The sequence below is a fragment of the Pseudomonas sp. S3E17 genome, assembly GCF_024168685.1.
GTDB classification, from domain to species: Bacteria; Pseudomonadota; Gammaproteobacteria; order Pseudomonadales; family Pseudomonadaceae; genus Aquipseudomonas; species Aquipseudomonas marginalis.
In genome coordinates this window covers 3,455,258-3,475,957 of the sequence record NZ_JALJWE010000001.1, presented here as the reverse complement: position 1 = coordinate 3,475,957, position 20,700 = coordinate 3,455,258, and the positions used below count along the sequence as shown (strand labels likewise).

General features: G+C 60.9%; 19 protein-coding genes. 12 read left to right on the top strand and 7 right to left on the bottom strand.

What is annotated here, in order from left to right:
• Nucleotides 1-165 precede the first annotated feature (165 nt).
• A complete protein-coding gene (locus J3D60_RS15515; protein WP_253491922.1) occupies nucleotides 166-1,404 on the bottom strand; it encodes a transporter associated domain-containing protein in 1,239 nt (412 codons plus the stop codon).
• Nucleotides 1,405-1,416: 12 nt separating this feature from the next.
• Entirely contained in the window at nucleotides 1,417-2,220 is an 804-nt protein-coding gene (locus J3D60_RS15510) for an inner membrane protein YpjD (RefSeq protein ID WP_253491920.1), read from the bottom strand.
• 243 nt (nucleotides 2,221-2,463) lie between these two features.
• Between J3D60_RS15510 and ffh the strand changes: the two genes are divergently transcribed.
• The 9 genes from ffh (at nucleotide 2,464) to thrC (ending at nucleotide 10,829) form a co-directional block, all read left to right on the top strand.
• Nucleotides 2,464-3,840 carry a signal recognition particle protein gene (gene ffh, locus J3D60_RS15505; RefSeq protein WP_003175900.1) on the top strand — a complete coding sequence of 459 codons (1,377 nt, stop codon included), beginning with the start codon at nucleotides 2,464-2,466 and terminating at the stop codon, nucleotides 3,838-3,840.
• Nucleotides 3,841-4,090: 250 nt separating this feature from the next.
• On the top strand, nucleotides 4,091-4,342 hold the full coding sequence (gene rpsP / locus J3D60_RS15500; RefSeq protein WP_003238923.1) for a 30S ribosomal protein S16: 252 nt from the start codon (nucleotides 4,091-4,093) through the stop codon (nucleotides 4,340-4,342).
• Nucleotides 4,343-4,347: 5 nt separating this feature from the next.
• Nucleotides 4,348-4,884, top strand: a complete 537-nt coding sequence (rimM, locus tag J3D60_RS15495; protein WP_027605457.1) for a ribosome maturation factor RimM — start codon at nucleotides 4,348-4,350, stop codon at nucleotides 4,882-4,884.
• A complete protein-coding gene (trmD, locus tag J3D60_RS15490; protein WP_016977714.1) occupies nucleotides 4,866-5,639 on the top strand; it encodes a tRNA (guanosine(37)-N1)-methyltransferase TrmD in 774 nt (257 codons plus the stop codon). Before rimM ends, trmD begins: the two co-directional genes overlap by 19 nt.
• Before the next feature lie 45 nt (nucleotides 5,640-5,684).
• Nucleotides 5,685-6,035 carry a 50S ribosomal protein L19 gene (gene rplS, locus J3D60_RS15485; protein ID WP_003175895.1) on the top strand — a complete coding sequence of 117 codons (351 nt, stop codon included), beginning with the start codon at nucleotides 5,685-5,687 and terminating at the stop codon, nucleotides 6,033-6,035.
• A 112-nt stretch (nucleotides 6,036-6,147) separates the two neighbouring features.
• On the top strand, nucleotides 6,148-7,044 hold the full coding sequence (gene xerD / locus J3D60_RS15480; protein WP_065939218.1) for a site-specific tyrosine recombinase XerD: 897 nt from the start codon (nucleotides 6,148-6,150) through the stop codon (nucleotides 7,042-7,044).
• 142 nt (nucleotides 7,045-7,186) lie between these two features.
• Nucleotides 7,187-7,918, top strand: a complete 732-nt coding sequence (locus tag J3D60_RS15475; RefSeq protein ID WP_253491918.1) for a thioredoxin fold domain-containing protein — start codon at nucleotides 7,187-7,189, stop codon at nucleotides 7,916-7,918.
• 129 nt (nucleotides 7,919-8,047) lie between these two features.
• Nucleotides 8,048-9,352: a homoserine dehydrogenase gene (locus J3D60_RS15470; RefSeq protein WP_065939217.1), complete on the top strand. Its 1,305-nt coding sequence runs from the start codon at nucleotides 8,048-8,050 to the stop codon at nucleotides 9,350-9,352.
• A 67-nt stretch (nucleotides 9,353-9,419) separates the two neighbouring features.
• The gene (gene thrC, locus J3D60_RS15465) at nucleotides 9,420-10,829 is read left to right on the top strand and encodes a threonine synthase (RefSeq protein ID WP_027605462.1); all 1,410 of its coding nucleotides are present in this window, start codon (nucleotides 9,420-9,422) and stop codon (nucleotides 10,827-10,829) included.
• 85 nt (nucleotides 10,830-10,914) lie between these two features.
• Here the strand turns inward: thrC and J3D60_RS15460 are convergent, their stop codons facing one another.
• The gene (locus tag J3D60_RS15460; RefSeq protein WP_141155928.1) at nucleotides 10,915-11,136 is read right to left on the bottom strand and encodes a hypothetical protein; all 222 of its coding nucleotides are present in this window, start codon (nucleotides 11,134-11,136) and stop codon (nucleotides 10,915-10,917) included.
• Nucleotides 11,137-11,447: 311 nt separating this feature from the next.
• Between J3D60_RS15460 and J3D60_RS15455 the strand changes: the two genes are divergently transcribed.
• Complete coding sequence (locus J3D60_RS15455; RefSeq protein WP_065924827.1) at nucleotides 11,448-11,732, top strand: DUF3509 domain-containing protein; 285 nt, start codon at nucleotides 11,448-11,450, stop codon at nucleotides 11,730-11,732.
• 170 nt (nucleotides 11,733-11,902) lie between these two features.
• On the opposite strand, the gene J3D60_RS15450 is transcribed toward J3D60_RS15455, so the two are convergent.
• Together J3D60_RS15450 and J3D60_RS15445 are read right to left on the bottom strand one after the other, a co-directional pair.
• Complete coding sequence (locus J3D60_RS15450) at nucleotides 11,903-12,739, bottom strand: TIGR02285 family protein (RefSeq protein WP_065939262.1); 837 nt, start codon at nucleotides 12,737-12,739, stop codon at nucleotides 11,903-11,905.
• Nucleotides 12,740-12,786: 47 nt separating this feature from the next.
• Nucleotides 12,787-13,986 (bottom strand): CaiB/BaiF CoA-transferase family protein, encoded by a 1,200-nt coding sequence (locus tag J3D60_RS15445; protein ID WP_253491917.1) that lies wholly within the window; start codon nucleotides 13,984-13,986, stop codon nucleotides 12,787-12,789.
• A 148-nt stretch (nucleotides 13,987-14,134) separates the two neighbouring features.
• On the opposite strand from J3D60_RS15445, the gene J3D60_RS15440 reads away from it, so the two are divergent.
• Together J3D60_RS15440 and recJ are read left to right on the top strand one after the other, a co-directional pair.
• On the top strand, nucleotides 14,135-14,677 hold the full coding sequence (locus J3D60_RS15440) for a YaeQ family protein (protein ID WP_027605467.1): 543 nt from the start codon (nucleotides 14,135-14,137) through the stop codon (nucleotides 14,675-14,677).
• A 157-nt stretch (nucleotides 14,678-14,834) separates the two neighbouring features.
• Nucleotides 14,835-16,544, top strand: coding sequence for a single-stranded-DNA-specific exonuclease RecJ (recJ, locus tag J3D60_RS15435; protein WP_065924825.1), 1,710 nt, complete (start codon nucleotides 14,835-14,837; stop codon nucleotides 16,542-16,544).
• A gap of 136 nt (nucleotides 16,545-16,680) precedes the next feature.
• Here the strand turns inward: recJ and J3D60_RS15430 are convergent, their stop codons facing one another.
• The gene (locus J3D60_RS15430) at nucleotides 16,681-17,961 is read right to left on the bottom strand and encodes a virulence factor family protein (RefSeq protein ID WP_253491915.1); all 1,281 of its coding nucleotides are present in this window, start codon (nucleotides 17,959-17,961) and stop codon (nucleotides 16,681-16,683) included.
• A complete protein-coding gene (gene mprF / locus J3D60_RS15425) occupies nucleotides 17,961-20,603 on the bottom strand; it encodes a bifunctional lysylphosphatidylglycerol flippase/synthetase MprF (RefSeq protein ID WP_065939213.1) in 2,643 nt (880 codons plus the stop codon). The genes J3D60_RS15430 and mprF overlap by 1 nt, the downstream gene beginning before the upstream one ends.
• Nucleotides 20,604-20,700 lie beyond the last annotated feature (97 nt).

Here is a 20,700-nt window from a genome sequence, read left to right as displayed (position 1 = left end):
AGCGGTGCCTGGACACGCTGAGTGCGGGTAGCACGCGGTCGGGCGGGGGCTTGGGTAAGCCGCAGGGATTATAGGAAGGGGTTTGGAATTACAACAAGTGACTGGCGTGCCGCAAATCAAAATGTGGGCGGGGCTTACCCCTTCCCACACGGGATTATCAGAAAGCTATGCGGCCACAGGCATGTGGCTGGTATGCCAGATCAGCACCTTGCTGACGCGGTTGTCCTCGGTCTCGAGGATTTCCAGGCGGTAGCGGCCGATCTTCAGGCACACCGCGCAATCCGGAATGGTTTCCAGGGCCTCGGTGACCAGGCCGTTGAGGGTCTTGGGGCCATCGCTGGGCAGGTGCCAGCCCAGGCTCTTGTTCAATTCGCGGATCGACGCGGCGCCGTCGATGATATAGCGGCCATCGGGCTGCGCTTCGATATGCGGGTTGTCCGCACTTTGCTCGTTTTCGAATTCGCCGACGATTTCTTCGAGAATATCTTCCAGGGTGACGATACCCAGGACTTCGCCGTATTCATCCACCACCATGCCCAGGCGGCGCTGCTGCTTGTGGAAGTTCAGCAATTGCAGTTGCAGGGGCGTGCTTTCCGGGACGAAGTAGGGTTCGTAGGAGGCCGCGAGCAAGGCTTCCTTGGTCAGGCTGGCGTCCGGCAGCAGATGCTGGATCAGCCGGGTGTTCAGTACGGCTTCGACCTGGTTGATGTCACTGTGGAACACCGGCAGGCGAGTGCGCGGGGAGGTGCGCAGTTGCTCGATGATTTCTTCGATCGAGTCATCCAGGTTGATACCGTCCACTTCGCTGCGGGGCACCAGGATGTCATTGACGGTGATGTTGTCCAGGGCGTGGATGCCCGGCATGCCTGGGGTGCGGCGGTCGTCGGCCTCGGGCTGCGGTTCATCGTCGTGGTCGGGCAGTGGCTCGTCGCTGTTTTTCACCACGCCGGCCTTTCGGGCAAATGGGCGCAGCAGCAACAGGCTGATCCCATTGAGCAGCCAGGCGGCGGGGTAGAGGATTTTCAACGGCACGCCCAGCAATGTGTTGCCAAAGCCCAGCACCGCGTGCGGATGCCGGGTTGCCAGGGCGCGGGGCAGGTAGTCGGCCAGGATCAGCAGGACGGCGCAGGAGATCAGCCAGCCGAGCCACGGGCCGTTCTGTGCCCAGGCATAAATCGCCAGCAGGGTGCAGAGGATGACCACGGCCGCACGGCACAGGCTGTTGCACAGGATCAGGCTGTGGCGCGGGAAGCTCAGGCGGGCGGCAGCCTTGTCGCCCTGGCGTGTACCGGGGCGCAGGGCCAGTAGGTGTTGTTGTGCGGCTTCGATGGCGGTAAACAGCGCCGCCCATAACACCAGCAGGGCGATTACCGCGAGCATCGGCCCCAGGGGCAAGTTGTCCATTTTGGCTGCCCGTCAGATATGCAGGATGTATTCGCGAACCAGCTTGCTGCCGAAATAGGCCAGCATCAGCAGGCAGAAACCGGCCAGGGTCCAGCGAATCGCTTTGTGCCCGCGCCAGCCAAGGCGGTTACGGCCCCACAGCAATACGCTGAACACTACCCAGGCCAGGCACGCCAGCAGGGTCTTGTGCACCAGGTGCTGGGCAAACAGGTTTTCGACGAACAGCCAACCGGAAATCAGCGACAGCGACAGCAGCGTCCAGCCGGCCCACAGGAAACCGAACAGCAGGCTTTCCATGGTTTGCAGCGGCGGGAAGTTCTTGATCAGTCCGGAAGGGTGCTTGTGCTTGAGCTGGTGGTCCTGCAACAGCAGGAGCAAGGCCTGGAACACCGCGATGGTGAACATGCCGTAGGCCAGGATCGACAGCAGGATATGGGCGAGGATGCCTGGCTCTTCATCGATCACCTGCACCGTGCCGGTGGGGGCGAACTGCGCGAGCAGCACCGTCAGCACGCCCAATGGGAAGAGCAGGACCAGCAGGTTCTCGACAGGAATCCGATAGCAGGCCATCAGCGTCAGCGCAATCACCGCCGCGGCGATCAGGCTGGCGGCGCTGAAGAAGTCCAGGCCCAGGCCAACCGGCGTCATCAGGTGGGTGAACAGGCTCGCGGCATGGGCCAGCAGGGCGAGGACGCCCAGGCCGACCAGCAGGCGTTTGTCCGCCTTGGCGCCTTTGGCCAGACGAGAGCCCTGATAGAGGGTCGCAGCGGCATACAAGATGGCGGCGGCGAGGCTGGGTAGCAAACTGGGTGACAAGGGGAGCATAAATCCTGATAGGCAAGCCCGAAAGGCGCTGAGTTTGGCATACACCTGCGTTCCACGAAAGACTCCAGGGCCAGACAGCGGGTGTGCATGGGCGCAGTCTTCGCTATAATCCGCGACCTGCCCACGCCGCAGGCTCGCCGAGCGCTGTGTTTAATAGCGATTTACCACAGCCTGGGCCGCCATTACCTCGGTCTACCAATGCATTTCGATGAATAGGGCCTGAAAGGATCGCGCATGTTTGAAAACCTGACTGACCGTCTCTCGCAGACGCTGCGCCATGTAACCGGCAAGGCCAAGCTGACCGAGGACAATATTAAAGACACCCTGCGCGAAGTGCGCATGGCGTTGCTGGAAGCCGACGTCGCCTTGCCTGTGGTCAAGGACTTCGTCAACTCGGTCAAGGAGCGCGCGGTCGGCACTGAAGTGTCCCGCAGCCTGACCCCGGGCCAGGCCTTTGTGAAGATCGTCCAGGCCGAACTCGAAAGCCTGATGGGCGCGGCCAACGAAGACCTGAACCTCAGTGCCGTGCCACCGGCCGTGGTGCTGATGGCCGGCCTGCAAGGTGCGGGCAAGACCACCACCGCCGGCAAGCTGGCGCGCTTCCTTAAAGAGCGCAAGAAGAAGTCCGTGATGGTGGTGTCGGCCGACGTGTACCGTCCGGCGGCCATCAAGCAGCTGGAAATGCTCGCGGGCGAAGTGGGCGTGACCTTCTTCCCGTCCGACCTGAGCCAGAAGCCGGTCGACATCGCCAACGCTGCTATTAAAGAAGCAAGGCTCAAGTTCATCGACGTGGTCATCGTCGATACCGCCGGTCGCCTGCACATCGATGAAGAGATGATGGGCGAGATCAAGGCGCTGCATGCCGCGATCAACCCGGTCGAGACGCTGTTCGTGGTCGACGCCATGACCGGTCAGGATGCGGCCAACACCGCCAAGGCCTTCGGCGACGCGCTGCCGCTGACCGGCGTGATCCTCACCAAGGTCGACGGCGACGCCCGTGGCGGTGCCGCGCTGTCGGTGCGTGCCATCACCGGCAAGCCGATCAAGTTCATCGGTATGGGCGAGAAGAGCGAAGCGCTCGAGCCGTTCCATCCTGAGCGTATCGCCTCGCGTATCCTCGGCATGGGTGACGTGCTCAGCCTGATCGAGCAGGCCGAAGCGACGCTCGACAAGGACAAAGCCGATAAGCTTGCTAAAAAGTTGAAGAAGGGCAAGGGCTTCGACCTCGAAGACTTCCGCGACCAACTGCAACAAATGAAGAACATGGGCGGCCTGGGCGGCCTGATGGACAAGCTGCCGAACATCGGCGGCGTGAACCTGGCGCAAATGGGCAATGCCCAGGGCGCGGCAGAGAAGCAATTCAAGCAGATGGAAGCCATCATCAACTCCATGACCCCGGCCGAGCGCCGCGACCCTGAGCTGATCAGCGGTTCGCGCAAGCGTCGGATCGCCATGGGTTCCGGCACCCAGGTGCAGGACATCGGGCGCTTGATCAAGCAGCACAAGCAGATGCAGAAGATGATGAAGAAATTCTCCGCCAAGGGCGGAATGGCCAAGATGATGCGCGGCATGGGCGGTATGTTGCCCGGCGGCGGCATGCCGAAAATGTAAAGTATTCGAGCGGGAGTTCACTCCTGCTCCGACCCACAGGGATGTGGGATCTCCAGCAAACCCGCCGTTGGCGGGGGCTGACCTGCCGTTTTAACCGACGGCTCTCTAGCAGATCTGAATGGCACGCTGATAGGCGCCAGAAAAAGACATTTGCAAAAGTCCGGATATTCCTTAGAATATGCGGCCTTTCGGGCACCTATGCCCGCTGTGCATTTAGATTTGCAGCACCGACTACAGGAACGATGTTCACATGCTAACAATCCGTCTTGCCCTTGGCGGCTCCAAAAAGCGCCCGTTTTACCACTTGACCGTAACTGACAGCCGCAACCCACGTGACGGCTCTCACAAGGAACAAGTAGGTTTCTTCAACCCGATCGCTCGTGGTCAAGAAGTCCGCCTGTCCGTGAACCAAGAGCGCGTAGCCTACTGGCTGAGCGTTGGTGCACAACCGTCTGAGCGTGTTGCCAAGTTGTTGAAGGACTCGGCTAAGGCCGCAGCCTGAGCAATATGAACGCGACGCCAACTGTTGCTGATGATTTGATCGTTATCGGCAAGATTTATTCTGTTCATGGCGTTCGCGGCGAAGTGAAGGTGTATTCCTTTACTGATCCGACTGAAAACCTGTTGCAGTACAAGACCTGGACGCTCAAGCGCGAAGGTAGTGTGAAACAGGTCGAGCTGGTCAGTGGACGCGGGAGCGATAAGTTCCTGGTCGCGAAGCTCAAGGGTCTTGATGATCGTGAAGAAGCTCGTCTTCTGGCCGGTTATGAGATCTGCGTGCCGCGCAACCTGTTCCCTGAATTGACCGACGGCGAGTACTACTGGTACCAGCTGGAAGGTCTGAAGGTTATTGATCAACTCGGGCAATTGTTCGGGAAAATCGATCATCTTCTGGAAACCGGCGCCAATGATGTAATGGTGGTCAAGCCTTGCGCTGGCAGCCTGGATGATCGCGAACGCCTGTTGCCCTATACCGAGCAATGCGTGTTGGCTGTCGACCTGGCGGCGGGCGAGATGAAGGTGGAATGGGACGCGGACTTCTAAGCGTGGCTAATTTGCGCATTGAAGTGATCAGTTTGTTTCCCGAGATGTTTTCCGCCATCAGCGAGTACGGCATCACCAGTCGGGCGGTGAAACAGGGGCTGTTGCAGCTCACCTGTTGGAACCCGCGAGACTACACGACGGATCGACATCACACTGTGGACGATCGCCCATTTGGCGGTGGCCCGGGCATGGTGATGAAGATCAAGCCCCTGGAAGATGCGTTGGTTCAGGCCAAGGCAGCCGCCGGGGAGAAGGCGAAGGTAATTTACCTGTCCCCTCAAGGCCGTCAGCTGAAGCAGGCTGGGGTCCGCGAACTGGCGAATGAGGAAGCACTGATCCTGATTGCCGGTCGCTATGAAGGCATTGACGAGCGGTTTATTGAAGCTCATGTCGATGAAGAGTGGTCGATTGGGGACTATGTCCTGTCTGGCGGCGAGCTGCCGGCGATGGTCCTGATAGATGCGGTTACACGACTGCTGCCTGGAGCTTTAGGGCATGCGGACTCCGCGGAGGAAGATTCCTTCACGGACGGTTTGCTGGATTGCCCGCACTACACCCGACCGGAGGTGTATGCGGATCAGCGTGTTCCCGACGTATTGCTAAGTGGCAATCACGCACACATCCGGCGTTGGCGTTTACAGCAGTCCCTTGGTCGGACCTATGAACGACGCGCCGATCTTCTGGAAAGCCGCTCGCTTTCTGGAGAAGAGAAGAAGCTGCTCGAGGAATACATCCTCGCGCGGGACGATAGTTAACAACGTATCGATGGTAGGTCCATTGACTTACCTTAGGAGCACAGCATGACTAACAAAATCATCCTTGCACTCGAAGCAGAGCAGATGACCAAAGAGATCCCTACCTTTGCCCCGGGCGACACCATTGTCGTTCAGGTGAAAGTGAAGGAAGGCGACCGTTCGCGTCTGCAAGCGTTCGAAGGCGTGGTAATCGCCAAGCGTAACCGTGGTGTGAACAGTGCTTTCACTGTTCGTAAAATCTCCAACGGTGTTGGCGTAGAGCGTACTTTCCAGACCTACAGCCCGCAAATCGACAGCATGGCCGTCAAGCGTCGCGGTGACGTACGTAAAGCCAAGCTGTACTACCTGCGTGACCTGTCCGGTAAAGCAGCTCGCATCAAGGAAAAACTGGCTTAAGTCCAGCTTCCCGATGCAGAAAAAAGCAGCCTACGGGCTGCTTTTTTGTGCCCGCGATTTGAGGTCCGGGATAGGATCTACCTGATTCCGCCACTTTTCTGTTCGAGTCCCTATGCCTGCCATCGACCATCCCCTGATCGACCGTTTCCTCGATGCCCTATGGCTGGAAAAAGGCCTGTCAGATAACACCCGCCAGGCCTACCGCAGCGACCTGGCGCTGTTCAACGGTTGGCTGCAGGAGAAACACCTGGAACTGATCAATGCCGGCCGCGAGCTGATCCTCGATCACCTGGCCTGGCGCCTGGAACAGAATTACAAGCCCCGTTCCACTGCACGATTTCTCTCCGGTGTACGTGGGTTTTATCGTTATTTGCTCAGGGAAAAACTGATCGCCCTCGATCCGACCCTGCAAATCGATATGCCGCAACTGGGTAGGCCTTTACCCAAATCCCTGTCGGAAGCCGACGTCGATGCCTTGCTCGCTGCGCCCGACCTCAGCGAACCCATCGGCCAGCGTGACCGAGCCATGCTGGAAGTGTTGTATGCCTGTGGCCTGCGGGTCACGGAGCTGATCAGCCTGACCCTGGAGCAAGTCAATCTGCGCCAGGGTGTGCTGCGGGTAATGGGCAAGGGCAGCAAGGAGCGGCTGGTGCCGATGGGGGAGGAAGCGATTGTGTGGGTCGAGCGCTACATGCGCGATGCCCGTAGCGAGCTGCTTGGTGGGCGGCCCAGCGATGTGCTGTTTCCCAGCCAGCGTGGCGAACAGATGACCCGCCAGACGTTCTGGCATCGCATCAAACACCAGGCCAAGGTCGCGGGGATCGGCAAGAGCCTGTCGCCCCACACCTTGCGCCATGCATTCGCCACCCATTTGCTCAACCACGGTGCGGATTTGCGCGTGGTGCAAATGCTGCTCGGGCACAGCGACTTATCCACCACCCAGATCTACACCCATGTGGCGCGTGCGCGCTTGCAGGATATGCATGCCAAGCACCACCCGCGAGGCTGAAAAGCGCCAATTTATGCCGCCACGGGCTGCCCTGCGGCCCAACTGTGGTAGGCTTTGCCGGTTAGCAAAGGGGACGGCCCGCACCCGTGTTTCCGTATTGGCGTACCTGCACCCGTCCCTGCATCTGCCTTCAGGAGTTTCCATGCGCTTGACCCAGATTATTGCCGCCGCAGCCATTGCGTTGGTTTCCACCTTTGCCGTCGCCGATGACGCGGCCGAGCAGACCATCCGCAAGAGCCTGGCCAACCTGCAACTCGATACCCCGATCGAAAGCATCAGCGCCAGCCCGATGGCCGGCCTGTATGAAGTCAAGCTCAAGGGCAGCCGCGTGCTGTACGCCAGTGCAGACGGTCAGTACATCGTCCAGGGCTACCTGTTCCAGCTCACGGACGGCAAGCCGGTCAACCTGACCGAAAAAGCCGAGCGCCTGGGCGTGTCCAAGCTGATCAACGGCATCCCGGTGGCTGAAACCGTGGTTTACCCGGCCATCGGCGAGACCAAGACCCATATCACCGTGTTTACCGACACCACGTGCCCGTACTGCCATAAGTTGCATGCCGAAGTGCCTGCGCTGAACAAGCTGGGTGTGGAAGTCCGCTACGTAGCGTTCCCGCGCCAGGGCCTGGGTTCGCCAGGCGACGAGCAGTTGCAGGCCGTATGGTGCTCGGCCGACAAGAAAGCGGCCATGGACAAGATGGTCGATGGCAAGGAAATCAAGGCCGCCAAGTGCGCCAACCCGGTGTCGAAGCAATTTGCCCTGGGCCAGTCCATCGGCGTCAACGGTACACCGGCCATCGTTTTGGCTGACGGCCAGGTGATTCCGGGCTACCAGCCGGCACCACAAGTTGCCAAACTGGCGCTGGGTGCCAAATAAACCAGCATCGTCGAACCTTTGGCGATCATGGCCTGTGGATAAGTCGACGGGTCATTAATTGAAAGCCGCAGTTGTGCGGCTGTTTTTCACGGCCGACCTAGCGTCGGCCGTTTCATGGGGAGTTCTTCAGTGAAACCGGTCAAAGTAGGCATCTGTGGGTTAGGGACCGTCGGTGGCGGCACCTTCAACGTACTTCAGCGTAATGCTGAAGAAATTTCCCGCCGTGCAGGGCGTGGGATTGAAGTGGCGCAAATTGCCACGCGTTCGCCAAAGCCTCAGTTCCAAACGACCGGTATTGCGATTACCAACGATGTCTTCGCCGTGGCCACCAACCCTGAAATCGATATCGTCATCGAGCTGGTGGGCGGTTACACCGTGGCTCGCGAGCTGGTGCTCAAGGCGATCGAAAACGGCAAGCACGTGGTCACCGCCAACAAGGCGCTGATCGCTGTACACGGCAACGAGATCTTCGCCAAGGCCCGCGAGAAGGGCGTGATCGTGGCGTTCGAGGCCGCGGTTGCCGGCGGTATCCCGGTGATCAAGGCGATCCGTGAAGGCCTGTCCGCCAACCGCATCAACTGGGTGGCCGGCATCATCAACGGCACCGGTAACTTCATCCTCACCGAAATGCGCGAGAAGGGCCGTACCTTCGAAGACGTACTGGCCGAAGCCCAGGCCCTGGGGTATGCCGAAGCCGACCCGACATTCGACGTGGAAGGCATCGACGCGGCGCACAAGCTGACCATCCTGGCGTCCATCGCCTTTGGTATCCCGCTGCAGTTCGACAAGGCCTACACCGAAGGCATCACCCGGCTGACCACTGCCGACGTGAACTACGCCGAAGCCCTGGGCTACCGCATCAAGCACCTCGGTGTCGCGCGCAGCACTCCGGCGGGTATCGAGTTGCGTGTGCACCCGACGCTGATCCCGGCCGACCGCCTGATCGCCAACGTCAATGGCGTGATGAACGCCGTGATGGTCAACGGTGACGCTGCCGGGTCCACCCTGTTCTACGGCGCCGGTGCCGGCATGGAGCCGACCGCTTCGTCGGTGATCGCCGACCTGGTGGACGTGGTTCGCGCCATGACCAGCGACCCGGAAAACCGCGTGCCGCACCTGGCCTTCCAGCCGGATTCGCTGTCGGCCCACCCGATCCTGCCGATCGAGGCCTGCGAAAGCGCCTACTACCTGCGCATCCAGGCCAAGGATCACCCGGGCGTGTTGGCCCAGGTCGCCAGCATCCTGTCGGAGCGCGGTATCAACATCGAGTCGATCATGCAGAAGGAAGTCGAGGAGCAGAACGGCCAGGTGCCGATGATCCTGCTGACCCACCGGGTGCTCGAGCAGCACATCAACGATGCCATCACCGCGCTGGAAGCCTTGCAAGGCGTCGTGGGCCCGGTGGTGCGGATTCGGGTCGAACACCTGAACTAACCAATCTGTTCCAGAGGCCCCGTGTGTGCGGCGGCCTCTGTTCGAGAATGTTTTAGAGGAGCCAGTCATGCGTTACATCAGCACCCGCGGCCAGGCACCGGCCCTGAATTTCGAAGACGTCTTGCTGGCAGGCCTTGCCACTGACGGCGGCCTGTACGTGCCGGAAAACCTGCCACGCTTTACCCAGGAAGAAATCGCTTCGTGGGCCGGCCTGCCGTACCACGAGCTGGCGTTCCGGGTGATGCGCCCATTCGTCACCGGCAGCATCCCCGATGCGGATTTCAAAAAGATTCTGGAAGAGACCTACGGCGTGTTTTCCCACAGCGCCATCGCGCCTCTGCGCCAGCTCAACGGCAACGAATGGGTGCTCGAGCTGTTCCATGGCCCGACCCTGGCGTTCAAGGACTTCGCCCTGCAACTGCTGGGTCGTCTGCTGGACTACGTGCTGGAGAAGCGCGGCGAGCGCGTGGTGATCATCGGCGCCACCTCGGGTGATACCGGTTCGGCCGCCATCGAAGGCTGCAAGCACTGCGAAAACGTCGACATCTTCATCCTGCACCCGCACAAGCGTGTCTCGGAAGTACAGCGCCGCCAGATGACCACCATCTTCGGCGAGAACATCCATAACATCGCCATCGAAGGCAACTTCGATGACTGCCAGGAAATGGTCAAGAACAGCTTCGCCGACCAGGGCTTCCTCAAAGGCACACGCCTGGTGGCGGTGAACTCGATCAACTGGGCGCGGATCATGGCCCAGATCGTCTACTACTTCCACGCCTCGCTGCAGTTGGGTGGCCCGGCGCGCTCGGTGTCGTTCTCGGTGCCGACCGGCAATTTCGGCGACATCTTCGCCGGCTACCTGGCCCGTAACATGGGCCTGCCGATCAACCAGTTGATCGTCGCCACCAACCGCAATGACATCCTGCACCGCTTCATGAGCGGCAACCAGTACGTCAAGGAAACCCTGCACGCCACCCTGTCGCCGTCCATGGACATCATGGTGTCGTCGAACTTCGAACGCCTGCTGTTCGACATGCACGGTCGCAACGGCGCAGCCATTGCCGGCTTGATGGACACCTTCAAGAGCGGCGGCGGTTTCAGCGTTGATGAAGAGCGCTGGACCGAAACCCGCAAGCTGTTCGACTCCCTGGCCGTGGACGACGCGCAGACCTGCGAAACCATCGCCGAGGTCTACGCCCAGACCGGCGAGTTGCTCGACCCGCACACCGCCATTGGGGTCAAGGCCGCCCGCGAATGCCGTCGCAGCCTGGATATCCCGATGGTGATCCTCGGCACCGCCCATCCAGTGAAATTCCCGGAAGCGGTGGAGAAGGCGGGTGTCGGCAAGGCGCTGGAGCTGCCGGTGCACCTGACCGACCTGTTCGAGCGTGAAGAGCGTTGCACGGTGCTGCCGAATGACTTGAAGGCGATGCAGGCGTTTGTCAGCCAGCATGGCAATCGTGGCAAGCCTTTGTAAGGCAGGTCACCCAGATAAAAACGCCGCTTTCCCTTCCTTGGGTCAGCGGCGTTTTTTGTTTCTGGCAGGCCCGACGGCGTGCCGGTTACAAGAGCAACTTAATCGCTACTCCAGTAATCGAAGCAATCGTTGCGACCACGGCCATTGCTACGCCCATGGGGTACCAGAAAGTTTCACAGTTTATTTTCAGGGATTCCGATTTGAGCTTGTCTTGCTCAGCCTGCATGCGTGATATTTCTGCGTAGATGCGCCTTACATCGGCATGCATTCTCTCCATCGTCGCCAGTCGCTCATCGTTTTCCACCATCGCATTCCTCCTTCGCAATAAGGGCCTTTGGCATACGCTTTACCCACGTGGCACTGTGATCAGCGCTCATCGAGTATAGGATTCACCCATGGCCTGCGCGGCCGGAGATGCCCAAAACAGCCGCCCATTGCGTAAGCATTTATGTGCCGCCGTTTTTTACCTGTCATGTTGCAAGCGCATGCTGGAAACGTCATCCCCCGACAACCCCGCATAAACGAAAAAGCGAACTTTCCTACGTCACAACCAGTCACTTAGGATAGATGCAGCTCCCGTTTACAAGAATGTTTGCGAACTATTGAGTGGTGATCGAGATGGAAAGTATCAGCCTATTGCTCGAAGAAGCACTGAGCCCTTATCAGGTGACGTTGACCACCGCAGGTGTGCAGGAAGAGTGCCTGGTAACCGTGAAGAACCCCGCCGGTGCGATCATGGTCGAGCGTGAAGTCGACCGGGCGCAATTGCTCGATAAGCGCCTATTGGTGGATGTGGTGGATTGCCTGCTGCGTGACCTCAAGATCGCTGAAGGACGCCTGGAACCCTCGGTCATCGCGGCCTTGCGCAACGCCGCCCAGACCCGCAGCGCTGCCGTTGCATGAAGAATTGTTTATAGATGGAAACTTCCCACGTCATGGCCGGTCAGATTTTGTAACAGCAAGAGCAAACATTGTGCTCCGGTGTTTGTGCCTTGTTGTACTGGTCTTTGTAGGCCACGTTTAACCCCGAAGTGTCTCCCCACTCTTCGGGGTTTCTTTTTGCCTGAGATTTGTCACGGCGCTGGCGAGTCCTGGAAAAAGCTCGGGTTGTCTCGCAGGTAGTGTTCACGCATGGCAGGGTCCAGCCAGGCGGCGTAGGACTGCTGTACGTGTTCCAGCGGGAGGCTGAGCAGAACCTGGTTGATCCGTTCCATGGCCTCGCGCCCCTCAGGTGTATCCGAGCAGCCGATATGCGTGCGCTGGTAAGGTGCTGTGCCCTTGATGGGGTAGAAGCTGAGGTCTTCGGCGGCGATCCCCTGTTGCATCGCGTGGTAGCGGATTTCCGGCCAATAGCCCAGCACCGCCTCCAGCCGGCCCAGGCGCTGCATCTGCAGCAAGCTGCCAAGGGCATCGTTGCCGTAGTGCAGTGCCAGTTTGTGTGTGTCGGCCTGTTTCAGTCGCTCATCGATAACCGCGCCGTAGCTGCGTTCCGCGATCGCGCCGACCCTTGCCTCATGGGCGTCGAAGAAGGCCTGCAGGTCAAACTGGCCGTCTGCGATAAACGCCGCCAGGGCGCCCTGCTGGCTGCGTCGGATCGTGACGCCATTACTGGCGACCACAAACGCCTGCCTGGAAAATACGATGTACCTGGCCCGCTCGGCCGTCCACAGCAAGGATGGATCGCAGGTGAGCGTGGGCTCGCGCAGCATCTGCATGCCGCGCGCGCGATTGACGTGCATTACCTGGTGGCGATATTCCGGCAAGTGCTCGATCAGTATCGGCAGCAACTGGTCCAGGGCGCCCTGGCCTTTGCCTGGCCCTTCGAAGATGGTCAGCGGCGGCAAGTCGCGCAGCAACCAGATCAACGTACCCTCGGCACTCGCCGGCACGGGCCAGCCGCCGGCCAGCATGACGGCCAGGGACAGCGCACTGAACCAGTGCCTGCAACCGTGGGGCATCAGATGGCGCCTTGCTCACGCAGGCGGACAATGGCGGCGGCGTCGTATCCCAACTCGCCCAGCACCACGCCGTTGTGTTCACCCAGTTGCGGCCCCACCCATTCGCAACTGCCCGGTGTGTCCGACAGCTTGGGCACGATGCCCGGCATCTTGAAGTCCTTGCCGCCGGGAAGCCGGGCCTCGAGGAACATCTCGCGCGCGAGGAATTGCGGGTCGCCCAGCATGTCCTCGGCGCTGTAGATACGGCTGGCGGGCACTTCAGCCTTGTTGAGTTGCTCCACCACCTGCTCCAGCGGCAGCGAGTTCACCCAGCGATCAATCACGCCATAGAGTTCATCGCGACGGCTGTCGCGCCCGTCATTGCTGGCCAGTTGTGGATCGTTCGCCAGGTCGTCACGGCCGATGGCACTCATGAAACGTTTGAAGATGGCATCGCCGTTGGCACCGATCTGTACGTGCTTGCCGTCCGCGCTGGTGTGGATCGACGATGGCGTGATGCCGGGCATGATGTTGCCGGTGCGCTCGCGAATAAACCCGAATACGTCGAACTCGGGGATCATGCTTTCCATCATGGCGAAGATGGCTTCATACAGCGCCACATCCACCACCTGGCCCACACCGCCGTTGACCTCGCGATGACGCAGCGCCATCAAGGCACCGATGACCGCCCACAGCGCGGCGATGGAGTCGCCAATGGAGATTCCGGTGCGCACCGGCGGGCGATCTTCGAAACCGGTGATATAACGCAGCCCGCCCATGGACTCGCCCACTGCGCCAAACCCGGGCTGGTCTTTCATCGGCCCGGTCTGGCCAAAACCCGATAGGCGCACCATCACCAGTTTCGGGTTCAGCCCATGCAGGGTTTCCCAGCTCAGGCCAAGCTTCTCCAGTACGCCGGGGCGGAAGTTTTCGATCAGGATGTCGGCGTCTGCCAGCAGTTGCTTGAGAATCGCCAGCCCGTCCGGGTGCTTGAGGTTCAACGTCAGGGACTTTTTGTTGCGCGCCTGCACAAACCACCACAACGAGGTGCCTTCGTACAGCTTGCGCCATTTGCGCAACGGGTCGCCGCCGTCCGGGGATTCGACCTTGACCACCTCGGCGCCGAATTCAGCACAAATGCGTGAGGCGAAGGGGCCGGCGATCAGAGTGCCGAGTTCGATGACTTTCAGGCCGGCAAGCGGTTTGGCATTAAACGACATGGGGATCCTTGTCTACGCGGAACGGTGATGTGAAGCCTTTTAACATAGGCGAGCAACCCAGAGATAAGGATGATGCAGCGCAGGATTCGTTGAATGACCTCGCCATCGGTTAGACTGGCCGTCTTTCCCTGTCTCTAGAAGCCCGTTCATGGCCCAGCCGTCCACGACCTACAAATTCGAACTCAACCTCACCGACCTCGACCGTTCGGTGTACGAGAGCGTCAAGCAGACCATCGCTCGCCACCCCTCGGAAACTGAAGAGCGCATGACCGTGCGTCTGCTGGCCTACGCCCTTTTTTACAACGAACAGTTGGCGTTCGGCCGTGGCCTGTCAGATGTAGACGAGCCAGCCCTGTGGGAAAAAAGCCTGGATGATCGGGTTTTGCATTGGATCGAAGTCGGCCAGCCGGATGCCGACCGCCTGACCTGGTGCTCGCGTCGCACTGAGCGCACCAGCCTGCTGGCATACGGCAGCTTGCGTGTTTGGGAGGGCAAAGTGGTGCCGGTGGCGAACACCCTGAAGAATGTCCACATCGCAGCAGTGCCCCAGGAGATTCTGGAGGTTCTGGCCAAGGACATGCCCCGCGTGATCAAGTGGGACGTGATGATCAGTGAAGGCACGATCTTCGTCACCGACGACCGTGGCCAGCACGAAGTGCAACTGCAATGGCTGGTCGGCGAACGCGGTTGAAAATGTGGGAGGGGGCTTGCCCCCGATTGCGGTGTGTCAGCTATATATAAGCTGGCTGATGCACCGCTATCGGGGGCAAGCCCCCTCCCACATTTGATCTGTGTTCCCTTCAGAGTTGTCGTTTAACCGTTGTATTCAAGAGAAGCTCCCGTCACCCATGCGTATCGATCCCCGCCCGTTGCCCGCCGTCCTGCCCTTCCTGGGGGAATTGCCACCGCTGTTGACCCGTCTCTACGCCGCACGTGGCGTGCAGTCCGAGGCCGAGCTGGACAAGAGCCTGGCGCGGTTGATTCCCTATCAGCAGCTCAAGGGCATCGACGCGGCGGTGGACTTGCTGGTGACGGCATTGGAGCAGCGCCAGCGGATCCTCATCGTCGGTGACTTCGACGCCGATGGTGCCACCGCCAGCACCGTAGGCACCCTGGGCCTGCGTTTGCTCGGTGCGGCCCATGTCGATTACCTGGTGCCCAACCGCTTCGAATACGGCTATGGCCTGACCCCGGAAATCGTCGCGGTGGCCCTGCAGCGCGAGCCGCAGTTGCTGATCACCGTGGACAATGGCATCTCCAGTGTCGAAGGCGTGGCGGCGGCGAAAGCGGCGGGGTTGCAGGTATTGGTGACCGATCACCACTTGCCTGGTGATGAGCTGCCGGCGGCGGATGCCATCGTCAACCCGAACCAGCCGGGCTGTGAGTTCCCGAGTAAGGCCCTGGCCGGCGTGGGCGTGATCTTCTATGTACTGATGGCCCTGCGCGCGCGTTTGCGCAGTTTGGGCTGGTATGAAAACAAGCCTCAACCCAACATCGGCGAGCTGCTCGACCTGGTCGCCCTGGGCAGCGTCGCCGACGTGGTGCCCCTGGACGCCAATAACCGCATCCTCGTGCATCAGGGCCTGGAGCGTATTCGTGCCGGTCGCGCACGGCCGGGGATCAAGGCGATCCTCGAAGTGGCCAAGCGGGATGCGGCGCGCATCACCTCCACCGACCTCGGCTTTATCCTCGGGCCACGCTTGAACGCCGCCGGGCGCCTGGACGATATGAGCCTGGGCATCGAATGCCTGCTCACCACGGATTTCGCCGCCGCACGGGAAATGGCTGCGCAACTGGACGGCATGAACCAGGACCGCAAATCCATCGAGCAGGGCATGCAGCGCGAGGCCCTGGCTCAGCTCAAGGACTTGCCGGTGGACTCAATGCCCTACGGCTTGTGCCTGTTTGATCCGGACTGGCACCAAGGTGTGATCGGCATTCTTGCGTCGCGCATGAAGGAGCGCTATTTCCGCCCCACCATTGCCTTCGCCGATGCCGGCGATGGCCTGCTCAAGGGCTCAGGGCGCTCTGTGCAAGGCTTTCACATCCGCGATGCCCTGGCGGTGGTTGCGAGCCAGCATCCCAACCTGATCAGCAAATATGGCGGCCACGCCATGGCGGCGGGGTTGACCTTGCCCGAGGAAAATTTCCCACTGTTTGCCGAGGCCTTTGACGCCGAAGTGCGTCGGCAGCTGCGTGAAGAAGACCTCACCGGGCGCCTGCTGTCCGACGGCACCCTGGCGGTGGAAGAGTTTCACCTGGAACTGGCGCGCGCACTGCGCCACGCCGGGCCGTGGGGCCAGCACTTTCCCGAGCCGTTGTTCCATGGCGTGTTCCAGCTGGTCGAGCAGCGGGTGGTGGGGGAGCGGCACCTGAAAGTGGTGCTCAAGAGCGAATGCGGGTCGGTGAAGCTCGATGGCATTGCCTTCGGCGTCGACCGGGAAGTCTGGCCGAACCCGACCGTACGTTGGGTGGAGTTGGCCTACAAGCTGGATGTGAACGAGTTTCGTGGCAATGAAACCGTGCAACTGATGATTGCCCACATCGAACCGCGCTAGATCTTACCCACGCCGCAAAAAACTGTGGGAGGGGGCTTGCTCCCGATAGCGTTGGGTCAGTCACAGCATTGTTGACTGATGCTCAGCTATCGGGGGCAAGCCCCCTCCCACAGTTTGATTTGTGTAAGGCTCGGGTTTATTCGGTTTTGGCCTGGTGCTTCACGATGATATCCACCAACCGCTTGGCCAGTGCCGGGTAGTTCTCATCGAAGTGATGCCCGCCCGGCAGTTTCACCGCCTCGCCCACGGCGGTCTTGTCGGTGCAGCCACTCTCGTCGACTTCTTCGGCACCGTAGATGCACACCACCTTGTCAGCCGGCAGCTTGGCCATTTCCGGGCCGGTCGCGGCTTCTTTGCCGGCGTTGCCCAGCCAGCCTTCCACTTCGATTTCAAAGCTGCCGGTGCGGGCGAAGGCCAGCAGGATGATGACGTCCACACGCTGCTGCTCGTTTTCCGGCAGGCGGTTGTAGATCGCCGGCAGGACGTCCGCGCCGAAGGAGTAACCGGTCAGCACGAAGCGCTTGGTGCCCCACTTCTGCCGGTAGTGCTGCATCAGTTCGGTGAGGTCTTTAGCGCTTTGTTCCGGGGTCTTGTGCTGCCAGTAGTAGCGCAGGGTGTCGATGCCGACCACCGGGTAGCCGATCTTGGCCATTTCGCCGGCCACGTCGCGGTCGAGGTCACGCCAGCCGCCATCACCGGAAAGGAACAGCGTCACGGTGTCCTTGGCCTGGCCAGCCGGCACTTCCACCACGGGAATCGCCAGGCCGCCGTTGTCCGAACCCACCAGTTGCTTGCGCAGTTCGTTGTTCAGCACTTGCGGATAGTGAATGTCGTAGTCGCTGATGCTGGTGGTGGCACGCGGGGTGTCACGTACGAAACTGGCGCTTTCATCGTCAGGGTTGTCGTTCCAGGCCACCAGCCAATTACCATGCGCGGCGGTTTTCGGCAGTGGGTCCTTGCACCCTTCCTGTACCAATGTGAAGCCGACGGAGATGGCGTTGGCCTTGTCGTCGCTCTGAGTGGCCAGCCAGCGCCAGGCGAGGGCGGCGCCAGGGCCGATGCCGCTGACCAGGGTCGCGGGGCCCTTGAGCTGGCCCAGGGCGCTTTGCAGCGCTTGTTCCTGCAGCTTGCAGTCATCCTTTGGCAGGATCACCTGGACGATCTGCGCCTTGCCGCCCTGGCTCAGGGTAATCAGCTGGCTATCGGTCAGGGTTTCGTCAGCCATCACCGCCACCGCGACGCGGGCTTTCGGGGTGCCGGCCGGGGTCACGCGGGTCATCACCGAGCCGTCGGCCTGGGGCAGTTGCTCCAGGGTCGGCTGCGGGGCAGGGCGGTTCCAGAACCAAAAGCCGCCACCCAGGACCAGGGCGAGCAGCACTACAAAGGCCAATACATACCGCCAGGAGCGTCGAATCATCAGCGTTTCACCAATCCAGTCAAGCCGCCCGCGATCAGGGCGGCGGTATCGGCCAGTGCCACCAGCGGGTCAAGTCCCGCGGGCACAGCCATGTAACGGGGTTCCCAGTCAGGCTGGAACTTGTCTTTGAAGCGGCGCAAGCCTTGGAAGTTATACAGTTGCTCGCCGCGACGGAACACCATCGAGCCCAGGCGCTGGGTCAGTGGCGCGCCGCGTCGCGGTTGCAGGCCCGACAACGGCACCATGCCGAGGCTGAAGCGGGCGTAGCCATGACTCTTATAGTGTTGAATCAGGCCGACCATCATGAATTCCATGGTCAGCTTGGGCGCATCCGGGTGGGCGCGCATCAGGTCGAGGCTGGCCAGGTCGTGGTTGTAGGTCTCGAGCAGGTTGGCGAAGGCCACCGGGCGGCCTTCGAAGCGAATGATCGCGATACGAAAGTGCTTGAGGTAGTCGTCGCTGAAGCGTCCGAGGGAAAAGCCTTTTTCCCGCACATTCTTACCGGTAAGCCAGGCGTCCGAGATGACTTTTAATTCATCCATCGGTGCCGTGCCGGGTTCAAAGATCTCCAGGGACAGGCCATCCCGGGTGCCGCGGTTCCAGGTGTAGCGCAGGTCCTTCATCTCTTTGCCCTTGGCTTCCAGGTCAAAGCGTTTCAGGTCGACGCGGGCTTCCTCGCCCAGCTTGATCGCGGTGAGGCCGATGTCCATGTAATAGGGCAGGTTCTCGGCGCGTACCTGATAGAACACCGGGCGCGCATGATGAATGTCGCACAGGTCGCGGAACTGCCAGATCATTTCGGCACGGGGCTGGGTCGGACCGATCGGGTCATACAAGGCCACCAGGCTGCGGCCGCGACGGGCATACATCAGGAACGCTTCGTCATTCGGATGGAACAGCAATGCTTTGTCGCCGGTCAGCGCCAGGCCGCCGTCGGGTTGCGACGATGCCATCAGGATCTTGCTGGCGCGTTCCAGCTCCTCGGGTGTCGGCAGGTGGATCACCGGGCGTGCGGTGCGCAGCAGCCAGGTCAACGAGACGATGACCAGCAGCACGGCGGCGCCCAGCAGCGAACGCAGGCCGCGCGGGGCGTTGGCATCGAGGGTGAACTGCCACCACAGTTGATGGCTGTACGGTACATCTTGATACGCGAACAGCAGCAGCCAGATAGAAGCCCCCAGCACACAGACGCTGGCCACCAGGTACAGCGGTGAGAAAGGCAGCTCGGTCAGGCGGCTGGCGCGATAGAACGAGCGGCGGAAGATCGCCAGCAGTATCGCCGTCATGGTCATCAGGCTGGCTTCTTCCCAATCGAAGCCCTTGAGCAGCGAGAGCAGGGCGCCCACCAGCAGCAGCACCATGGTCAGCATCCACGCAGCCGATAGGCGTCGACGCAGGCCCTGGGCCAGCAACAGGCACAGCACGCCGATCAGGCTGGCACCGAAGTGCGAGGCGTCAATCAGGCGGTGGGGGATCAGGAAACCGATGTTTTCCAGGCGTGAGTCGATTTCTGGCGTGGCGCCGGAAAACAGCAGGACCACGCCGGACAAAAAAACCAGTACGGCCAGCACCGGCGCTGCCAAACCCGAGGCTACCCGCAGGCTTTGCTGAGTCTGGAACAGACGCTGCGCTTCGTTGACCAGCAGGAATACGCAGGCGATCAGCAGCGGCAGGACCACGTAGATCATGCGGTACAGCAGCAGGGCCGCAGCCAATGGCGCGGCACCGAGCTTGTCGGCGAATGCGGCGAGCAGGATGGCTTCAAATACGCCCACGCCCCCTGGCACATGGCTGAGCACACCAGCGGCCAGCGCCAGCAGGTACACGAGCAGGAACGGGCCGAAAGGCGGTGCTTCCGGCAGCAGCAGATAAAGGACGGTGGCGGCAGCGGCAACGTCCAGTGCGGTGATGATCAGTTGCAGGAATGTCAGGCGGCGACCGGGCAGACGCAGGGTCCGACGCCCGGCTTTTACCAGCAGGTTGTCCGGGTAGGGTTGTTCCGGCAGGCGGCGGCGGTAGATGCCGATGCACAACATGGCCGACAGCAACAGCACTGCGCCGGCAACGCCGCCGAGCACCGTTTGTGGCAAATGCAGGTAGGTCGACGCTGCCGGCAAGTTGCTCAGCGTGGCCAATGCAGCCAGCGGGGGCAGGGCGCAGCCCAGTGCCAGGCTGGCGAACACGGTCATGTGGGCGACTTCCGAAGCCCCGATGCCATGGCGTGCATATAAACGGTAGCGTACCGAGCCGCCCGAGAGCATCGACAGGCCAATGGCATTGCCGATCGCAAAGGCAGTAAAGCCGCCAAGGGCCAAGGTCTTGGCCGGCAGGTTCACCCCGGCATAGCGTGCGCCGGAAAACTCATAGCCCAGCAGAATGACGAACCCCGCGACGGCGGCGGCGAACGCACCGAGCAACGCGGGTTTGGGCACTTCCAGGATCGAGTCGTGGAGGGCGTAGAGGTCCAGCTCCAATAGCAGGTGCCGACAGGCGATCAGGGCGATTGCGAACAGCAACAAGGTCACGGCCAGCCCGATGGGTTGCCGGTATTTGCTCAACAGATCCAGCCAGCGCAAGCGGGTGGGGGCGATAGGTTGTTCTGCTGTGACGGTGTCTTGTGGTTCAGACGAGTTGGCGCGCATCAATCACCTCGTGGATTGTGCGCGACAGGATGGAGGTATCCAGCCAAGTTACCAATCCCTATGGACAAAATAATTACAAATATTAACGCGGATCACC

Excerpts from the sequence above, each read along its gene's own strand:
- J3D60_RS15430 (WP_253491915.1), bottom strand. The coding sequence starts at position 17,961 with ATGATTCGACGCTCCTGGCGGTATGTATTGGCCTTTGTAGTGCTGCTC.
- J3D60_RS15475 (WP_253491918.1), top strand. The coding sequence starts at position 7,187 with ATGCGCTTGACCCAGATTATTGCCGCCGCAGCCATTGCGTTGGTTTCC.
- J3D60_RS15455 (WP_065924827.1), top strand. The coding sequence starts at position 11,448 with ATGGAAAGTATCAGCCTATTGCTCGAAGAAGCACTGAGCCCTTATCAG.
- thrC (WP_027605462.1), top strand. The coding sequence starts at position 9,420 with ATGCGTTACATCAGCACCCGCGGCCAGGCACCGGCCCTGAATTTCGAA.
- J3D60_RS15445 (WP_253491917.1), bottom strand. The coding sequence starts at position 13,986 with ATGTCGTTTAATGCCAAACCGCTTGCCGGCCTGAAAGTCATCGAACTC.
- J3D60_RS15450 (WP_065939262.1), bottom strand. The coding sequence starts at position 12,739 with ATGCTGGCCGGCGGCTGGCCCGTGCCGGCGAGTGCCGAGGGTACGTTG.
- J3D60_RS15460 (WP_141155928.1), bottom strand. The coding sequence starts at position 11,136 with ATGGTGGAAAACGATGAGCGACTGGCGACGATGGAGAGAATGCATGCC.
- rimM (WP_027605457.1), top strand. The coding sequence starts at position 4,348 with ATGAACGCGACGCCAACTGTTGCTGATGATTTGATCGTTATCGGCAAG.
- rpsP (WP_003238923.1), top strand. The coding sequence starts at position 4,091 with ATGCTAACAATCCGTCTTGCCCTTGGCGGCTCCAAAAAGCGCCCGTTT.
- J3D60_RS15440 (WP_027605467.1), top strand. The coding sequence starts at position 14,135 with ATGGCCCAGCCGTCCACGACCTACAAATTCGAACTCAACCTCACCGAC.
- J3D60_RS15515 (WP_253491922.1), bottom strand. The coding sequence starts at position 1,404 with ATGGACAACTTGCCCCTGGGGCCGATGCTCGCGGTAATCGCCCTGCTG.
- xerD (WP_065939218.1), top strand. The coding sequence starts at position 6,148 with ATGCCTGCCATCGACCATCCCCTGATCGACCGTTTCCTCGATGCCCTA.
- ffh (WP_003175900.1), top strand. The coding sequence starts at position 2,464 with ATGTTTGAAAACCTGACTGACCGTCTCTCGCAGACGCTGCGCCATGTA.
- rplS (WP_003175895.1), top strand. The coding sequence starts at position 5,685 with ATGACTAACAAAATCATCCTTGCACTCGAAGCAGAGCAGATGACCAAA.
- recJ (WP_065924825.1), top strand. The coding sequence starts at position 14,835 with ATGCGTATCGATCCCCGCCCGTTGCCCGCCGTCCTGCCCTTCCTGGGG.
- trmD (WP_016977714.1), top strand. The coding sequence starts at position 4,866 with ATGGGACGCGGACTTCTAAGCGTGGCTAATTTGCGCATTGAAGTGATC.
- mprF (WP_065939213.1), bottom strand. The coding sequence starts at position 20,603 with ATGCGCGCCAACTCGTCTGAACCACAAGACACCGTCACAGCAGAACAA.